Genomic DNA, 17,258 nt, shown 5'->3' on the forward strand with positions numbered 1-17,258 from the left:
GCTAGATATCATATTTCATCCATAATGGTAAAAAATGTTTAATATCGTTCATAAACTTAAACAATCCAACATTTAACTCAACATTACCATTTGGATCTGTTATTTCTCGAGGAAATGCTATACCTGCTCCAAAAAGCCCTGGTGCAATAATTCCAGTCGTAGGATCATAAGATCTAGCATCGATTCCTTCAACACTCGGTACTCTTTGCTCAAATCCTGTAGCATAGATAACTTTATTATACTTATGCAAATGTTTACTTATTTGCTCATCTGTAGATAAATATCTTTTAACCCTACTATCTAAATTTTGAGAAATATTCTTTCTTACCCATTTAGCTGTTTCACCTTTTAATCCAGAATTATCATAAAGTATCCAATCACCCATATTGACAGCATATCTTAATGGCTGACGATAGAAGTTAGCAACATCTTTTACTCCTAGCTCTAGCAAGCTTCTAATAATTATCATTGCTGAATGAGATGATCCAAAAACTGCTACTTTATCACCCTCTAAAAGTTCTTCTTTTAATTTACTAGGTGCAAGGGCTTTAGCAATATGTATTTCTTTCGTAATTTCAAAATTATGAATATTTAAAGATCGTGGTAAAGACCCTGTAGCTAAGATAACTTTTTCAGCCATATAAGAAGATTCTATACCATCCAAATTCCACATACCTTGTGAAACCTTCATATCGCTAATTGTATCGAGACTATAATCAACTTTTTCTAATAGGTTATTAGTAATCCATTGTAATGCTTTTGTAACTTCTTTTAGTTGTGTAAAAGTTTGACTTTCATAACCATCTAGCTCAAAAATTTTAGATTTTTTTTCATACTCAAAAGATTTTATAGCATTTAAAAATCTAAGAAATAATTCTACCGTTGTATTACTACTGACTTCGCCCCACTTTTCACCAAAATCTCCTACTTTAAAACTCGGATCAATCCAAATAATATCTTTTGGTTTAATATTGTTATCTAATAGCTCACCAACAGCCGCCATTCCAGCAGGTCCAGCACCGACTATTGCCCATCTATATTTAATATGTTTCTTCATGAAATATGATATATAGAAATTTATTAAAGATTATTTAGTATAACCAATTCTCCACTATTGGATAAAATAAATATTCAAATATTGAATATCAGAAATACTTATAATAAGATTACTAAACATAAGATTTTTAAAAGATACTAATGAGAATCACCTTAAAACAACTGCAGGTTTTTGTAAATACAGCAAAAGCTGAATCAATAAGTATTGGTGCTGAAAAATGCTTCATATCTCAGGCTGCAGCAAGCATGTCTTTATCTCAGCTTGAGACAATGCTCAACACGACCCTATTTGATCGTATTGGCAAACGTATGAAACTTAATGATAACGGCAAAAACCTTTTAGCAAAAGCAATCCAAATACTAGATGAGATAGAAGAATTTGAGACTCTCAGTGAGGGCAGTTCTGAACTATCGGGAAAAATAACTATCGGAGCTAGTACAACTATAGCAAACTATATCTTACCAAAATATATAGCTAAATTTAGAAATCTATATCCCACAACAGAGTTTGAAATAATATCCAGCAATACTAAAAAGATTATTCATGATGTTGAGTCTCTAACTTGTGATATTGGCTTTATTGAGGGAGAATGTGATAGTCCCGCAATTGATACTAGCCTATGGAGAAAAGACAATCTAAAAGTTATATGCCGAGCAGACCACCCGCTATATGGTAAAAAAAATATTAAACTCAAAGATCTTTTAGAATATGAATGGGTAACTAGAGAGCAAGGTTCAGGAACCTTTGAAATATTTTTCAATGCTCTTGAAGATAAAGTATCTAGTATAAAAAAAGCTATAACATTGCGTAGCTCTGAAGCTATAAAACAATATATTGCAAATAGTGATTGCTTGGCATGCTTATCAGAGATAATTACTCAACAAGCTTGGGATACAAATAAATACAGTATCCTAGAAGTAAAAGACCTAGATCTAACACGAAACTTTTATAAACTTTTACATAAAAAGAAATACCATACCGCTCTTACAAAAGCATTTTGTGAGTTTATGGAACAAGAAATTAACTAGGTGCATAAAAGCCACTTGAAAATATGAAATTTAATACCACTTATATACTTAGGTAACTTAAAAAGGAGAAGAAATGTCTATTGGAATAATCATACTAATAGTAGTAGCAATAATAGCGGTATATGTTGTAATGACATATAACAAACTAATTGCAGAGATAGAAACAGTTAAGAATTCAGAAAAGCAAATAGATGTGCAACTTGATCGTAGAGCAAAAGTTTTTGACTCACTAGTTAATGTTGTAAAAAAATATATGGACTATGAACAAACAACTCTAAAACAAGTTGTAGCTCTTAGAAATCAAGCTAACCTTGCAAAAGCAAATGGTGATATCAAGGAAAGAATAAATGCTGAAAATCAAATTTCTGATTTAGCAAAAGGCATAAATGTTCAATTTGAAAACTATCCAGAGCTAAAAGCAAATCAAAATGTAATCCAACTTCAAGAAGAGATTACATCTACAGAGAACAAACTAGCTTTTGCAAAGCAAGCATTAAATGACTCTATTGAGAGATATAACGCTCATAAGAAATCTTTCTTTGCAGGCATGATTGTTGGCTTCTTCAAGAAGCTAAATGAAAATTTCATCTACTGGAATATTTCAGAAGAGAAAAAAGCTCAACTAGAAGAATCAAGAGTGGAACTATAAAATGTCAAATACTGATAATCTGCAATATGGCTCAGTAAATTGGCGAGAAGTTGTTCGCAAAAACACTCGTCGCACATACTTTGTGATTGCAACATTTTTAGTAGTTTTTTTTCTACTAGGTATTTTTGTAGATACTTTTTGGCGTTATGGTGAGCTTGCAAATGCTTATTATAGCCATACAGGTACACAATTATCCATATCAAAAGTATTTTGGGCATTAGCAACTTTTCAAATTCCACCGTATGCTACTATGATAATCTCTGGTGTAGCTGTAATTTGGGTATTTGTAACCTTTAGTATGTATGACAAAATCATGCTATCTGGTACAGAATACCAAGAAATTACAGCTGATAATCAAGATACATTAGCTCGTAGAGTTTACAATGTTGTAGAAGAAATGAAAGTAGCTGCTGGTATGAGATATATGCCTAAAGTATTTCTTATAGATGCTAACTACATGAATGCCTTTGCTTCTGGATATTCTGAAAAGTCTGCTATGGTTGCTATCACAACAAAGCTTGCAAATGCTCTTACTCGTGATGAATTACAAGCTGTAATGGCACATGAGCTTACGCATATTAGAAACCAAGATATTAAGCTAAACCTTTTCACAATGGTTTTATCAAATATGATGCTTATTATTATGGATTTCTTATTCTACTCGGCTCTTTTCTCAGGAAACAACAGAAATAGTAACAATCGTAATAATAATGCTGCTGCTTTTTTCATAATAATTATGATTTTACGCTATGTATTACAAATATTTACAATATTTATGATGCTATTTTTAAGCCGTACCAGAGAGTATATGGCTGATGCCGGAGCTGTTGAGTTAATGCGTACAAACGTTCCGATGGCAAATGCCCTACTTAAAATATCTGGAGATAGCAAAACTGCTGAAGCTCAATATAGCTATAAACATAACAAAAATGAAAATCTAAGAAGAGCATCATATATATTTGATCCTCTAAGTGCGGGAATCAGTGGTGGTGATATGTCAGATTTATTCTCTACTCATCCATCTATCGAAAAAAGACTCTCATCAATCGGTGTCAAATCACAATAATTAACTTCTCCTTCTTACTAAACGCCCAAGATACAATACTTTAGCCTGATGATAACTTTATAAATAAGATATAATTCTATATGTAATTAATAGGATTTAGATATGTGTAGAAAACAAAAAAATCATCAGAAAAAAATAGAGGTCTGACGATTATTGAACTTATTATAGCTATATCTATAATTGCAATTTTAGCTATTTTTGCTACATCCACATACTCAAATTATGTTACTCGTGCAAAAATAGCGGATCAAGTCTCAGTCCTTTCTGCCCAAGCTAGACAAATATATGATCTCAAAAAAGATGGTAAAGAGTTCGATGATATTGCTGGCGTACACTCTGTAATTAATAAATACGGAGCTATTACTAAAAATATAGGTGAAGCTGGAGCAAATGTTGTTAAGGGAAATGCTGAAATTATGATTCGCCCAGAAGCTGTACCTCCAGACTCTATTAAATGGCGTTGTATTGTATCCGGAGAGAATCTATCTCAATCTAGTGTACCTAATCATTGTATTTTTGGCTCTGATACTTTTTTTAGGATTCTAAAGGACAACAATATGCTTAGCTCAGATGAAAATTTTGACCTTGGAAATGTACCTGTTAATGATAATGACTGGGGAAAAATTGGTAAAGATCATCCATTTTTAGGAGATTGGCAAGTTTCAGGGGGTGATGAAGAGATAGAACTTTGGAATAACTTTGATAGGATATCTGACCGCCGTGATACAGTAGCTGAGCTTGATGGTGATAGTAATGAAATAGTAGAACTTTCTCACGACTTATCTTCACACAACTTCGAGAATATGAGTTTAACATTTGACTATTATCCAAGAACTGGTGATGACTCGAGTAATTTTGAAGTTTACCTTGGAGATCAGCTAGTTTATACACATAGTGATTTCTCACAAGAATGGCAAACAATAAATATTGACCTCTCAAATGTTGATAATGCCGAATCTAGTAAGCTCTCAATACGAGAAGCAGGCGAAGATGAAAGTTATGGTGCTCTTATTGACTTAGAAACCCTAAAAATAACACCAGGTGAAATCGTTTAATATAAACTATAAATACATATTGATGTATTGTGTAATTGGTATAGGCTATAAATTTAGTATCAAATATACTATAATGATCATGAATTTCATTCAGGATTTTATTTTTCTATAAAAAAACAAATACAAATTAACAATAAAGAAGTAAACAAAATGTCAGATCAACAACCTCGTAAAAAACTTTCATTAGGTAGAAAAAAACTTTCTACAGATAGAACTTCAAGCCTTAGCAGTAATCTTAAAAGTAAGTTACAAGCTAAAAAAGAAGATAATATCCAAAACTTTTTCAAAAATGCTGATAAAGCTCTAAATAATCTTTATCAAGAAAGAAAAACTATTGAACATCAAATAAAACAAATTGAACAAAGACTTCTTTTTGCAAAAAGCGAGCCCCTTCAAGACTTTTTATTTGAATTAAAATCAAAAGATTTTGAACTACTTACTAAAATTAATTCATATATATCTAGCTCTAATTAAATACCATTATCTTTTATATATTTTCTATGATATAAGTGTATTTGTAGAATAACATTAAATAACACTCACCATGAACTCCACTAAATATAAACCAGAAATCTTAGATATTCCAAAGTTAAACTCTCAAAGTTGGTCAAACACTATTGGTGATTGGTCATGGCAATCAAATCTACCAAATCGTGAAGATTCTGAAAACTATTACCAAGCATCTTTACAAGATTTACCACAACATAAAAGACTTGCAAGAAATACAAAATGCGATGTGCTAGTTATTGGAGCAGGTCTACTTGGTAGTTCTACAGCCCTACACCTCTCAGAAAACAATATTGATACAATATTAATTGACCAAGATCAAATTGGAGTAAATGCTTCTGGTAGAAATGGTGGCCAACTCACCCCAGGGCTTGCTCGTTGGGAAGCTTGTGATATCGCTAAAAGCTTCACAATAGATGAAGCAAAAAGACTCTGGGAATTTACATCTCACAGTTCAATGCAAACTATTCAGGATATTATTACAAAATATAATCTTGATGTTGATTATAAACAGGGGCATATAACAGCAGCTATCCATCCGGGACATATTACTGCCTTAAAGAAATCTGTTAATTCACGAAAGAAATTAGGAGATAATGCTCCTAAAATACTAAGTACTACAGGTATAAAAAAGCATATAAAATCGGAGATATATCATGGTGGTATATTTGATAGTATTGGTGGCCATATCCACCCACTAGCATTAAATTTAGGATTGGTATACGCATTTAAAAAAAATAAAGGCAATGTATACGAAAATACTAAAGCATTAAACCTAAACCAGCACAATAATAAAATAATAGTTGAGACTGAAGGAGGCAAAATCACTGCAAATAAAGTGATTGTTGCAACTCATGTATCAACATTTGAAATACTTTCTCAAGAAGCAAAAGCTACTATACCTTTTTATAGTTATGTAAGCGTTACAGAACCTCTAAGTTTTGATTCAAATGAACTTCTACCAACTAATATGCCAGTATATGATACATCATTACAAATTGACTACTTTCGCAAAGTAAGAGGTAATCGAATTCTTTTTGGCGCTGCTGGTACTGGTTCAAGATGGGATTTCGAGAAAACATCAACTATGTTAAAAGAAAGAATAACAGATGTTTTTCCTAGTTTATCCCAAACAAATCTTGATTTTGTATGGAGTGGTACAACTGACTTAACTGTTAAAGGGCCAACTGCTGCTTATAATATTGGAGATAAAATATACAGTGTTTTTGGTTGGAGTGGTCATGGTGTAGCTCAAACCGTTCGTATTGGAAAAGCCATTAGTGATAAGATAGTTCATCAATGCGATGATTTTGATATGCTTTGCAAAGTACCAAACATTAATATACCTATGGGTAGATTTTTATCACCTGTTCTAATACCAACTTTAACAGCTGCATTAGAAGTTAAATCAAAAATTTTTCCTGAAAAAATGATTTCTTTTTGATGTTAGTTTGTATATAGATAAGCTTTGGGCTTATTAAGTTGCATCTTAAAATAGAGATACAAGGTCAAACTATAAATTATACGGTTTATAAGATATATTATACACACAGCATACACCCCAAAGATGCCACTAATAACCAAGGTAATCAATGTTAATATACTTACCCTAAGTGAAATACGTGCGGCTAATATTTCAAGAGAAAGCCTAAATGGTAAGAAGAGTAAATCTATCGCAGCACCAAAGCTTATTAAAACAATATACAGTATCCAGGTGCAAAAGCTTGTCCATAAAGATAAACTAAAATTTGTCGTCCAAATACTACTACAATAAAAAGATATACAATACATATTGATAATATATAAGCTTCTAACTTATGGATATTAGTGACAAAAGTATCCTTTCCTTGCTTATAAGCAAGAAGAATATTTGGCTTAATTACAGCAGAAATCGTCCTACCTAAAATTTCTATGAAAATATTAAGCACTATACTAGTCGAAACATATGCAACATAGGGAGTAGATCGTATATAACTAACGACATCTGCTATTGGTACTATAAAGTATCAAATATAGGCAGATATGCCTGATTTAGCAAATGCAAAACCTGTTCTCACAAAGTTATTTATCTTAAAATCAAATGGTTTATATTTTATAACTATACGCTTTTTACTAATCTTACGTAGAACTAAAAAAGCAATACCTGCAGTAAGTGCAAAACTTGCTATATACAAAAGATCCAATACATATAAATCATCTTTTGTTAAACTACTTCGAATAAAAACTAGTCCTAAACATATAAATACAAAAGGCAGCATCTGAGCTATTAGAACATAATATCGAGATCCTAAATAACAACGGATTATCCTTCCTGTAAAATAGATCATGTTAAGAATTACAGTAATTACACCAATAAAAACAAAATTACAGTAAAAATAATTAATCCCGCTAAAAAGTTTGTATAAAGCTGGAAAGCAAAAGATTAAAATATAGTGCAATATAATAATCAGGCAAACTAAAGCTGATGTTTTAAGAATTATATTCGCATATAAACTGACATAGTGATCTAGAGTATTAAATTTTTTATTCACAATAAACCATTTGACATACTTATCAACAGATAAGTCATAACCTAGAGAAATATATACGGCTATAATCATAATGATCTGAGTAAAAGCCAAAAAATCTGCCAAAATATTAACATTAGTTATTAAGCTAGATAATCTCGAGGTAATTATAACTTGAAGAAAAAAGCTATTAATAAAAATACAAAAGTATAGAAAATATCTTTTTTAGAGGTAGTCATGTTTTTATTTGAGCCTTTCTGATTAATTATATAAATTTACCAACATAACCACTAAATTTTATCATCAAACTTAATAATAGACTTTTTATCAGAAAAATAAAACCTAATAAGATAAATCCTGGAATCAGAAGAATATATTGCGAGCACAATCTAACCTTTTATACTATCTACCAAACTCATAATCCAACAAATGACTCCTAACCAATCAAATCACCTAAGTTTAGGCAATCTAACTATGTTAATCATTTACCTAAATCTTATACGTTGTATCAAAATTGTTACACACTGTTACAGTGCTGAAACAGCTTTATATTTTATTACTATATAGACTTTTTTAAGTAATCAAATAATTAAAAATAGGTTGATAAATGAAGAAATTAGCAAGAAAATCATTATTCTCAGTAATACTACCATCACTACTAATTTTATCTAGCTGTATTAAAGAGACGACAAATGTTTCTATAATTAAAGGTAATTTTGCCAACTTTAAAGCAGGAACTTACCTTAATAGTGAACTACCCGGCATGAATGTTAAGGTTTCATCTAACACAATAAGAATAACATGCCCTGTTAACTTTACCCCACTACCACATACAAGTTCCGTTACCCTAACAGCAGGATCAGATTATAATATTAGTAGAGATGATTCTAGTCAAGATGCTCTTCTGTATATGATAATAATTGAAAATGATGGACAAAGCTCTGCTGTAACAGATACCGTACCAACCGGTGTAACAAATTGGAATAGTGTAATATTTCAATCATCTGAAATAATACCAACATGTGCCCCAAACATCATAAATGGATCAGTTATAAATTGGACTAGCTCAACACCAAACTAAAAGAGTTAAATTTTAAAAAATTGTATCAAAAATCTCTTTTATACCTTTTTTAGCAAGACCTAACATTTTAGCAAACTCTTCTTCTGAAAAATCTTTGCCCTCTGCTGTACCTTGAATCTCAATCATACCACCATTTGAGTTCATGACAACGTTCATATCTGTCTCAGCATTTGAATCTTCATCATAATCAAGATCTAATACTGGCTCATCTTTGTAGATACCTACAGAAATTGCAGCAACTTGTGATAAAAGCGGCTCAGCATCTTCAGCAATCATATTATTTTCTTTCATATACTTTATAGCATCTCTAATAGCTAAAGAAGCGCCTGTTATAGAAGCTGTACGCGTACCACCATCTGCCTGGATTACATCACAATCAACCTTGATAGTATTTTCACCAATCGCTGTTAGATCAACACTTGCTCTCAAAGCTCTACCGATTAGTCTTTGGATCTCTTGTGTTCTGCCTGATTGCTTACCACGAGCAGCTTCTCTATCCATACGAGTATGAGTTGAGCGAGGAAGCATACCATATTCAGCGGTTAACCATCCTTCACCAGAATCTTTTTTAAATCTTGGTACACCTGCCATTACAGAAGCTGTACAAAGCACCTTTGTATCTCCAAACTCAACAAGAACAGAACCTTCTGCATGTTTTGTGAAGTTGTGTGTAACTTTTACATTACGTAATTGATCATTATCTCTACCACTTGGACGCATTTTTGGAATCCTTTTTGATTAATTTCATAGCTTTATAAGTGTATAATTATACAAATGCAAAAGAAAATAAGAAACCTTAACTTAAAGGTATTTCTCATATATGACTATAATCAACAAAGATAGCTTAACTAAAATTGAAAAATATTGGCTAAATGATGCTAAAAACTTAGTTACTAGCCTATCTAAACATTACGGTGAAATAGCTCTAGAAAAGATCTCTCAAGAATTTGCTAAATTAAACTCTTTAGAGAAAAAACTATTAAATATAGATACTGCTCTGGTTAGACAAATCACACTCTCAAACTCAGATAAAACATTTGTTTTTGCAAGAACTATTGTACCAAATGACACTTATGATTTTTTCACTCAAGAGCTAGATGACTTAGGTACAAAACCAATTGGAGATAATCTACTATTTGACAAATCAAAGTTTCAAAGAGGAGAGTTTATAATTTCTCAATTATCTTCTGAAGATTTTTATAATGAAACAGGTAAAATCATAGATAAAGATATTTTCTCGCGTAGCTCAGTATTTGAATACAAACATGACAACCAGCTTAAGTTTTTGATTACAGAATATTTCTTGATCCTACCGGAGCAATGTGATGCTTAGTAGAGAAAAATTAAATGCATATTTTATGCTAATGAGACTTCACCGCCCTATTCCAATATTACTAATTCTTTGGCCAACTCTTACCGCTTTAGTTTTAGCTAATCATGGCTTACCAAGCTTGAAGCTTTTAGTAATCTTCACACTCGGTGTAGTTATTATGCGAACTGTTGGCTGTATTGTTAATGATATTGCTGATATTGATTTTGATAAGCATGTTGCCCGTACAAATACTCGTCCATTGACTAGTGGTAAGCTTACTGTGAAAAATGCTATTTGGCTCTGTATTGCTCTCACATTAGTTGCATTTATATGTGTATTATTTTTAAACTTATACACAATCTTATTATCATTTATCGCATTATTTTTAGCTGTACTTTATCCATTCTGTAAAAGGTTTTTTGCGATTCCTCAGCTAGTACTTGGCCTAGCATTTAATTTTGGTATTTTTATGGCATTTTCAGCTACGCAAAATCATATACCTTTTGAAGCTTGGATATTTTATTTATCAACTATTTGCTGGACTATCGCTTATGATACAGTATACGCCTTAGCTGACCGAGAGTTTGATCTTGAGATAGGTATTAACTCATCCGCAGTATTGTTTGGTGATAAAGTATTTAAATATATTTTTATATTTAACTTTTTCTCTTTAGTTTTTTTATGCTTTTTAGGAATAAATTTAGACTTCAATATTATTTTCTACATAGGAGTTTTAGTGAATGCTATTTTCTTTGTTAGAAATTATTTCATGTATAAAAAATTAGGCATCACAAATTGTATAAAAGCTTTTTCTGACAACCACTGGGTTGGTTTAATAATACTATTAGTCGTTTTGCTTCAATATCTTTAATGTGTCTTTGCATTCTTTTTATTAATCACTTTAGCATACGGCAATATAGCTATAGCGACTATCACAAGTGGAATAATTGTTGATATTTTAAAAGCTGTAATCCCTGGTAAAACATCAAATAGTTCACCCAATAACCTTGCAGCAATACTACCTGTTAATGCGCCAGAGATTGTAATGATTGTCATAACTAAACTATGTTGTGCCTTATCATACGAGCTCAAAATAGTAGAGTTTAATAGTGGTGAAGTTGGGGCTATGAATATACCGATTAATGGCAGTAAAAATGCCTCTATATGAACTTCAGACCAGGAGCTAATCACATGTGTCTGCTGTTGAATAAGCCCTAGACAGAAAAGTAAGAAAACCACTCCAAATATATAGTTCAAAAATAGTATTCTATCCCAACGCAAAACTTTAAGTAAAGCAATAGTGATAATTCTACCTAGAGCCATACACAATACAAAAGCACTAGCCAATTGCACACTATAGCTTCCAGGTAAATCTACAACATCTCTATAGAATGATGGTAACCAAGCAAATATACCCTGTTCAACTAATCCAGCTATAAAAGCCATAGCTATAAACATTAAAATATATTTACTCTTACAAAATTGACCAATTTCTTTGAATTGCTCTGATATTTTTTTATTTTTCTCTTTTTCTAAAGCGGATTCATTAAGCGGTGATAACAACCATAAAGCTATATTTACAATCCCAAAACCTGCGAATATCCAAAAAGCATATAACCAATTAATATGGTGCAAAAAGAATGATAAAACCCACATACCAATCATACTTGCAATCATCCAACTAGTTTCAACGACAGATACAAAAGATGCGTGTTGCTCTTGAGAATTAGTTACCAGGCCTATTGATGAATAAACACCTATTTTTAAAAAAACTAATGCAAATCCTAAAAACACTAGATAAAGCTTAAGTATCCAATAATAATCTAAAAACGGCATACTAATACAAGTTAGTGTCATCAATACTAATATAACCAGCATAGTATTACGATAACCACCTTTCAACAATATCGAAAATGCGATAAAAGAAAGTAGAACCTGTGTAATATTTTGATAGCTTTCTAAAGTCCCTGCACTAGCATTTGAAACATGATAATAATGCGTTGCTTGTAGGATAAATGTAGACAACACACTTGTAAACATTGCTAATGAGAAAAATGTATAGACTATCGTAAACTTAATTAATTTTGTACGTAAACTAGTCATGATTTAATAATCCATCTAGAATCTCTTGAATTGAAAAATCAGCCGCGCAAACAAACTCATCAGCCGCACCATAATATACAGTCAATTTATCACCATCAACAATATGACCATTTGTAAATACAACTTCACCAAAGAAACCATTCAATTCATAGTCCTCTTGCGGCAACATTATAGGCTTCTCACTTCTTGCTAGTACTTTAGATGGATCTTCTAAATCTAATAATACAGCGCCAAGAGCATATTGATGTTTTTCATTTGCTCCGTGATATATTTCTAACCAACCATCTTTAGTTTTGATTGGAGCTGCTCCAGCCCCTATTCTAGCGCTATCCCACATACCCTCACGTGTTTGCATAATACACTTATGCTTACCCCAATGTAGACTATCTGGAGATTCAGCAATCCATATATAATTTCCACCAATATCAACACTACTTGGACGATGTAGAGCATAATATTTACTATTAACTTTTTCTTCAAAGATTGCACAATCCTTATTATGCGCAGGGAAAATAACTCCATGATCCTCAAAGTGTTGCCAATCTTTTGTAGTTTTCATCCCAACACAGACACCTTTTGGAGATACTGCTGTAAATGTAAGATAGTATGTATCTCCAATTTGACTAACTCGACAATCTTCAACACCAAAAGTTTGATGCCCACCTATCCCAAAGATTCCTAGATAATTTTGATCTTCTCTAAAATTAATACCATCGTCACTACATACAAGCCTTAAATGCGACAATGTAGTAAGATAATCATCTCCTTTATAATTAATTACTCTGGCATCATCAGCAATCAAATCAGGATCATTTTCAGCAATCTCCTTGATTACCATAGAGCCATCCTCATTAAGTATTGGAAAAGATATTACGCCCTCTTTTTGCACTGGTCGCTCAGCTACTCTTAGTAAAAGCCAAACTTTATTATCAAATCTAAAAACACCAGGGTTCAATAAACATGTAACTTCCAAATCAGGATGTGATGGAACAATATCAGCAGGTTTTAATATAGGGTTTTGTTGAAATCTTTTAGCTAAATCAGACATTACTTATCTCCTTGATAGTTATAATCAATAACCCTACCATTAGCATATAATTTACCTGCCTTAGCAACAATCTTAGCATTTGCAGGAACTATAACTAACACCTTAGAAGACTCCCCAGATATTGATATATCTATTTTTCTAGCAACAACATCTTTTTTAAGCCATTTTGCATTCACAGTATCATATATAGATACTTTTTTAGCTTTTGTTAAGTTTGCAAGATTAACACTTACAGTTTTAGCTTGAGTATTAGGGTTATAATATAAATAACTTGGATAAGCAGGATCATGATAAAAATCAGTCGCTAAAAGATTAAATTGTAAAATATTATCTACATTAGTTTTCTCGATAATTGCTCCAAATATTCCTACATGTGCACTACCATATACACCTAATTCAGTTGATACTGGATTTATAGCTTTGCCTTCTTCATCTCTTATCCAACCAGGACCATCTCCTTGAGCAATTGGAGCTTTGATATTATCAACATCATTATTAAATTTGTCAGCATCTGGGCCAGCATAATCTGTAACTGGATGGAAATCATGAATCAAGCCTTCATACGCTATCACACTTTTACCAGTATTTTCAGCATAGCCTTTTTTAAGAGCTTGATGATTTTGATTCATATATTGCGGATAGAAATACCTAGCTACATTCGCAGCATGAAGCATCCATTTACCGACAGCATTAGCATATTCTTGATCATAACGAACCATCGGAACTAAAGGCCAAGCCATATCATATGTGTTCATCAAGAAGCCATAACCACCTCTATCAGAAGTACTACCAACCATTCCTGATACATCATAGCCATTCCACTCACCAACAATCACTCCCCAATCTGGACGAGGGCCGCCTTTACCATTGAAGCTCCAATCTAGCATTTTTTGTACATCAAAATGTGTATTTTGTTCAGCATTAAGCTTAGCTGCCATATATGCTCCAAACGGCATAAGAACTTCATAGAATGGAGTGTTTTGTGTAGGATCTTCTTTTACATCCTCTAATGCTTGTAATGAATCTATAGAACCCTGAAGATATTTCTTATCTCCAAATTTTTTATACGCATCATACAATACCCACGAATGTCCCGCAGCTGCATCATATTGAGCTGGCACATCACTATGTTGAGGAAGCATTTGAGCATAGTTGAAGAAAGAATAACCATAATCTCCTTTCAAGATATTATTAGCAGCATAAAACTTATCTGCTATTGCTTTTTGTAGTTTTGTAAAATCTCGCTGATTGGGATATTTATCTGCTATTGCATAAAACATAACATTAGGAAAAATATCGTACCACCAATCACGATGGTAACCGCCGCCAGTTGCACCAGACTCATCATCAACATTATTTTGCATAATATTCCAACCACCATCTTCACCATAGTAGTTTTTAAGCATTGTTACATAGTTATAAGTATCTTGATTACTCTTATCAACCCCAACCAAAGTGCTACCTAAAACAGCTCCCATACCAGCTACTGCTTCATGAACCTTACCATCAGTATTATCAGGTCCTTGACGGGCATCACCCATTGCTGTGTATATGCCAAATGTATTTTGAGGAAAATTTTTCTGAGTTTTATCCATCCATATTACTGGCCAATGCTCTGCTTTTACATTCCAGTTAAATACTTCTTTATCGAAATTTTGTGCTAAAGATTTAAAATTTATTATCTGTAAATCTTTAGGTATTTGACTCATCTGATCAACTCTACCTATTGATTTTTGTTCTACAGGCTTTACTTGAATGTCTACTTTCTCTGAAAAAGCAGAAGTAGTTACCAAACCAATAGCAGATGAAATAAATATAGCTTTTAGTAATATCTTTTTATTAGAAAAATTCATTTTTGACCCCTAGGAAGTTACTAAGAAATAGTGTGATTAATTTTAAGTAAATACTTTCAAACATCACATAAATTTATTATATTCCAAAAAATAACCAATAGAAAATAATATTTAAATAAGCTATATGATTTTATAACTCTTATATTGCTTTTCAAACCTATAAAATTTATCCTAAAACAAAATCTAAATACCTGAAAATAACTATGCACCTAATAATAGGAGCCATTCTGGGCTTTATCTCTGTAGCTTTTGGAGCTTATGCAGAACATGGACTAAAAACACAACTTTCAGCTGAACACTTTGATTTCATAATGACGGCAGTTCGCTATAATCAAGCTTATGCAATAATTATAAGTGGTATTGGTTTAGCACTTCTAAGTAGTAAAAACTTAGCAAATTGCTTGATACTTAAATTAAGTAATATCCTTTTTATAATTGGAACTTTACTTTTTAGCTTTGGAATTTATATTTCTATAGTTTGCAATATTCCAACTGTTATGAAATTAGCTCCAATAGGTGGAACTTCGCTTATGCTTGGTTGGGTTAGTTTGGCGATAGCAGCAGTTATCTTACTTAAGAAAAGCTCTCATTCTGAGCTCTAACAAAATTTCTTCTGATAATTTTAAAAGCTTCCAAATTAGCTTTATCACCATTACTGCTTTGACAGTAATCTATCAATATCTCAACGTCATATCCTAAATCAAAAGCATCAAATGCAGAAGCCAGTATACATGCATCAGTATCTACTCCACATAAGTATAATTTATTTATATTCTCTTTGTTAAGAAACACAGGAAGCTCTGATTTAAATGCAGAAAATGTTGATTTTTCAAAAACATTATTTTCATTAACAAATTCTAACATCTCAGGATGTATATCTATATCAGGTGATTCTTCACAATATTTCCAATCAAGTATTTTATAAAAATTACTTTGTGGATCATTTACAAACTTACAAAAAATCACATGATCAAAATTTTTAGATATTATTAGCTCTTTGATCTGTCTAGGCAACTGATGCATATCTTCTGTTATAAAAAAGTTTTGTACATCAATTATAATAAGAGCATTTTTAGCCATCAATTTTCTTCCTTAAACTGGCGGAGAGGAAGAGATTCGAACTCTCGATAGTCGTTAAACTATACACGCTTTCCAGGCGTGCGCCTTCAACCACTCGGCCACCTCTCCATAAGAACTCAAAGTATACCGTTTACCCTAAGTATTTTCAAACTTTTATAAAAGCATTACTATCCCAGAGACAAACATTAAAACAATAAACAAAATCTTTAATATCTTTGGTGATATAAATCCGAGAAATCTAACAGCTAAAAGACTTCCTATAATCCCAAATATTCCTGATGCTAAAAGCATAGGTATACTTACATAACCATATGTATTAGGCACATCGATATTTACTCCAAAAACAACGATAACTGTCGCTAGTGATGAAGTTATAAGCACACATACACTTGCTATTGATATAGCTTTTTTAAGTTCTGTACCAATTTTTATAAAAAACATCGTTGTAAATGTAGTTGATGTTGCTAACACACCAAGAGTTCCACAAATAGCTGATACAAAGTATTTAACTTTTTCTGGAGGATTAATAACTTTACTATCATTATGTAGAATCATCCAAATACCACTTAATATCAATAAAGTTGAGAAAATATACTTTAGTAATTCTGTATTGATATGTCTAACTATAAAAGCTCCTATAATTGTTCCTATAGCTAAAAATATCAAATAATATTTAAGCTCTCCAAATGCTATATTACCTTTTCTTTGGTGCTTATATGTAGCAACTAAACTTAAACAAACAGACATACCATAACAAGTTGCTAATGCTATTTGCATTGCATACTGAGGACCATATATATGTAATGCAATATAATAAAAAGCTGGTGTTGCAATTAACCCAGCCCCTCCTCCAAGTAGTGTAGAAATAAAGCTAGCTACAAAACCAACAATAGCCCCTAGTACTAATAACAT

19 protein-coding genes and 1 tRNA gene are annotated in these 17,258 nt (G+C 31.9%); 10 read left to right on the forward strand and 10 right to left on the reverse strand.

Annotated features, from left to right (window positions below):
- Position 1: 1 nt before the first annotated feature.
- Positions 2-1,057 carry an FAD-dependent oxidoreductase gene (locus QI37_RS04610; RefSeq protein WP_040008980.1) on the reverse strand — a complete coding sequence of 352 codons (1,056 nt, stop codon included), beginning with the start codon at positions 1,055-1,057 and terminating at the stop codon, positions 2-4.
- Between the two features lie 140 nt (positions 1,058-1,197).
- Here QI37_RS04610 and QI37_RS04615 point away from each other — a divergent pair, with 140 nt between their 5' ends.
- The 6 genes from QI37_RS04615 (at position 1,198) to QI37_RS04645 (ending at position 6,806) form a co-directional block, all read left to right on the forward strand.
- Complete coding sequence (locus QI37_RS04615) at positions 1,198-2,085, forward strand: LysR substrate-binding domain-containing protein (RefSeq protein ID WP_040008982.1); 888 nt, start codon at positions 1,198-1,200, stop codon at positions 2,083-2,085.
- A 73-nt stretch (positions 2,086-2,158) separates the two neighbouring features.
- A complete protein-coding gene (locus QI37_RS04620) occupies positions 2,159-2,734 on the forward strand; it encodes a LemA family protein (RefSeq protein WP_040008984.1) in 576 nt (191 codons plus the stop codon).
- Position 2,735: 1 nt separating this feature from the next.
- Complete coding sequence (gene htpX / locus QI37_RS04625) at positions 2,736-3,800, forward strand: zinc metalloprotease HtpX (RefSeq protein ID WP_040008985.1); 1,065 nt, start codon at positions 2,736-2,738, stop codon at positions 3,798-3,800.
- 803 nt (positions 3,801-4,603) lie between these two features.
- On the forward strand, positions 4,604-4,855 hold the full coding sequence (locus tag QI37_RS10460) for a hypothetical protein (protein WP_040008988.1): 252 nt from the start codon (positions 4,604-4,606) through the stop codon (positions 4,853-4,855).
- A gap of 150 nt (positions 4,856-5,005) precedes the next feature.
- Complete coding sequence (locus tag QI37_RS04640; protein WP_040008990.1) at positions 5,006-5,329, forward strand: hypothetical protein; 324 nt, start codon at positions 5,006-5,008, stop codon at positions 5,327-5,329.
- A gap of 70 nt (positions 5,330-5,399) precedes the next feature.
- On the forward strand, positions 5,400-6,806 hold the full coding sequence (locus QI37_RS04645; protein WP_040008991.1) for an NAD(P)/FAD-dependent oxidoreductase: 1,407 nt from the start codon (positions 5,400-5,402) through the stop codon (positions 6,804-6,806).
- 247 nt (positions 6,807-7,053) lie between these two features.
- Here the strand turns inward: QI37_RS04645 and QI37_RS10215 are convergent, their stop codons facing one another.
- Together QI37_RS10215 and QI37_RS04655 are read right to left on the reverse strand one after the other, a co-directional pair.
- A complete protein-coding gene (locus QI37_RS10215) occupies positions 7,054-7,290 on the reverse strand; it encodes a hypothetical protein (RefSeq protein ID WP_144242707.1) in 237 nt (78 codons plus the stop codon).
- Positions 7,291-7,368: 78 nt separating this feature from the next.
- Entirely contained in the window at positions 7,369-7,995 is a 627-nt protein-coding gene (locus QI37_RS04655; RefSeq protein ID WP_040008997.1) for a hypothetical protein, read from the reverse strand.
- A 481-nt stretch (positions 7,996-8,476) separates the two neighbouring features.
- Here QI37_RS04655 and QI37_RS04660 point away from each other — a divergent pair, with 481 nt between their 5' ends.
- The gene (locus tag QI37_RS04660; RefSeq protein ID WP_040009001.1) at positions 8,477-8,950 is read left to right on the forward strand and encodes a hypothetical protein; all 474 of its coding nucleotides are present in this window, start codon (positions 8,477-8,479) and stop codon (positions 8,948-8,950) included.
- A gap of 12 nt (positions 8,951-8,962) precedes the next feature.
- On the opposite strand, the gene rph is transcribed toward QI37_RS04660, so the two are convergent.
- Entirely contained in the window at positions 8,963-9,670 is a 708-nt protein-coding gene (gene rph, locus QI37_RS04665; protein ID WP_040009002.1) for a ribonuclease PH, read from the reverse strand.
- Between the two features lie 100 nt (positions 9,671-9,770).
- Here rph and QI37_RS04670 point away from each other — a divergent pair, with 100 nt between their 5' ends.
- Together QI37_RS04670 and ubiA are read left to right on the forward strand one after the other, a co-directional pair.
- Complete coding sequence (locus QI37_RS04670; protein ID WP_040009005.1) at positions 9,771-10,283, forward strand: chorismate--pyruvate lyase family protein; 513 nt, start codon at positions 9,771-9,773, stop codon at positions 10,281-10,283.
- Positions 10,276-11,133, forward strand: coding sequence for a 4-hydroxybenzoate octaprenyltransferase (gene ubiA / locus QI37_RS04675; protein WP_040009007.1), 858 nt, complete (start codon positions 10,276-10,278; stop codon positions 11,131-11,133). Before QI37_RS04670 ends, ubiA begins: the two co-directional genes overlap by 8 nt.
- On the opposite strand, the gene QI37_RS04680 is transcribed toward ubiA, so the two are convergent.
- The 3 genes from QI37_RS04680 to QI37_RS04690 are packed head-to-tail and all read right to left on the reverse strand — an operon-like array spanning position 11,130 to position 15,266.
- Entirely contained in the window at positions 11,130-12,365 is a 1,236-nt protein-coding gene (locus QI37_RS04680) for an MFS transporter (RefSeq protein WP_040009010.1), read from the reverse strand. The two genes, ubiA and QI37_RS04680, sit on opposite strands and share 4 nt — an antisense overlap.
- Positions 12,358-13,413, reverse strand: coding sequence for a glycoside hydrolase family 130 protein (locus QI37_RS04685; protein WP_040009012.1), 1,056 nt, complete (start codon positions 13,411-13,413; stop codon positions 12,358-12,360). The genes QI37_RS04680 and QI37_RS04685 overlap by 8 nt, the downstream gene beginning before the upstream one ends.
- Positions 13,413-15,266, reverse strand: a complete 1,854-nt coding sequence (locus QI37_RS04690) for a hypothetical protein (RefSeq protein ID WP_040009014.1) — start codon at positions 15,264-15,266, stop codon at positions 13,413-13,415. Before QI37_RS04690 ends, QI37_RS04685 begins: the two co-directional genes overlap by 1 nt.
- Before the next feature lie 203 nt (positions 15,267-15,469).
- Between QI37_RS04690 and QI37_RS04695 the strand changes: the two genes are divergently transcribed.
- Positions 15,470-15,868, forward strand: a complete 399-nt coding sequence (locus QI37_RS04695) for a DUF423 domain-containing protein (protein ID WP_040009016.1) — start codon at positions 15,470-15,472, stop codon at positions 15,866-15,868.
- On the opposite strand, the gene QI37_RS04700 is transcribed toward QI37_RS04695, so the two are convergent.
- The 3 genes from QI37_RS04700 to QI37_RS04710 all read right to left on the reverse strand — a co-directional run bounded on the left by QI37_RS04700 (position 15,840) and on the right by QI37_RS04710 (position 17,258).
- Positions 15,840-16,346 carry a cysteine hydrolase family protein gene (locus tag QI37_RS04700; protein ID WP_040009017.1) on the reverse strand — a complete coding sequence of 169 codons (507 nt, stop codon included), beginning with the start codon at positions 16,344-16,346 and terminating at the stop codon, positions 15,840-15,842. The genes QI37_RS04695 and QI37_RS04700 overlap by 29 nt on opposite strands.
- Positions 16,347-16,364: 18 nt before the next feature.
- Positions 16,365-16,454, reverse strand: a tRNA-Ser gene (locus tag QI37_RS04705).
- 45 nt (positions 16,455-16,499) lie between these two features.
- On the reverse strand, positions 16,500-17,258 hold the full coding sequence (locus QI37_RS04710) for a sulfite exporter TauE/SafE family protein (protein WP_040009019.1): 759 nt from the start codon (positions 17,256-17,258) through the stop codon (positions 16,500-16,502).

Origin of the sequence: Candidatus Francisella endociliophora (assembly GCF_000764555.1) — a bacterium.
GTDB lineage: Bacteria > Pseudomonadota > Gammaproteobacteria > Francisellales > Francisellaceae > Francisella > Francisella endociliophora.

Bases quoted from the DNA above. Each gene is read 5' to 3' on its own strand.
- QI37_RS04610 (WP_040008980.1), bottom strand. From the start codon at position 1,057: ATGAAGAAACATATTAAATATAGATGGGCAATAGTCGGTGCTGGACCT.
- QI37_RS04615 (WP_040008982.1), top strand. From the start codon at position 1,198: ATGAGAATCACCTTAAAACAACTGCAGGTTTTTGTAAATACAGCAAAA.
- QI37_RS04620 (WP_040008984.1), top strand. From the start codon at position 2,159: ATGTCTATTGGAATAATCATACTAATAGTAGTAGCAATAATAGCGGTA.
- htpX (WP_040008985.1), top strand. From the start codon at position 2,736: ATGTCAAATACTGATAATCTGCAATATGGCTCAGTAAATTGGCGAGAA.
- QI37_RS10460 (WP_040008988.1), top strand. From the start codon at position 4,604: ATGAGTTTAACATTTGACTATTATCCAAGAACTGGTGATGACTCGAGT.
- QI37_RS04640 (WP_040008990.1), top strand. From the start codon at position 5,006: ATGTCAGATCAACAACCTCGTAAAAAACTTTCATTAGGTAGAAAAAAA.
- QI37_RS04645 (WP_040008991.1), top strand. From the start codon at position 5,400: ATGAACTCCACTAAATATAAACCAGAAATCTTAGATATTCCAAAGTTA.
- QI37_RS04660 (WP_040009001.1), top strand. From the start codon at position 8,477: ATGAAGAAATTAGCAAGAAAATCATTATTCTCAGTAATACTACCATCA.
- rph (WP_040009002.1), bottom strand. From the start codon at position 9,670: ATGCGTCCAAGTGGTAGAGATAATGATCAATTACGTAATGTAAAAGTT.
- QI37_RS04670 (WP_040009005.1), top strand. From the start codon at position 9,771: ATGACTATAATCAACAAAGATAGCTTAACTAAAATTGAAAAATATTGG.
- ubiA (WP_040009007.1), top strand. From the start codon at position 10,276: ATGCTTAGTAGAGAAAAATTAAATGCATATTTTATGCTAATGAGACTT.
- QI37_RS04680 (WP_040009010.1), bottom strand. From the start codon at position 12,365: ATGACTAGTTTACGTACAAAATTAATTAAGTTTACGATAGTCTATACA.
- QI37_RS04685 (WP_040009012.1), bottom strand. From the start codon at position 13,413: ATGTCTGATTTAGCTAAAAGATTTCAACAAAACCCTATATTAAAACCT.
- QI37_RS04690 (WP_040009014.1), bottom strand. From the start codon at position 15,266: ATGAATTTTTCTAATAAAAAGATATTACTAAAAGCTATATTTATTTCA.
- QI37_RS04695 (WP_040009016.1), top strand. From the start codon at position 15,470: ATGCACCTAATAATAGGAGCCATTCTGGGCTTTATCTCTGTAGCTTTT.
- QI37_RS04700 (WP_040009017.1), bottom strand. From the start codon at position 16,346: ATGGCTAAAAATGCTCTTATTATAATTGATGTACAAAACTTTTTTATA.
- QI37_RS04710 (WP_040009019.1), bottom strand. From the start codon at position 17,258: ATGTTATTAGTACTAGGGGCTATTGTTGGTTTTGTAGCTAGCTTTATT.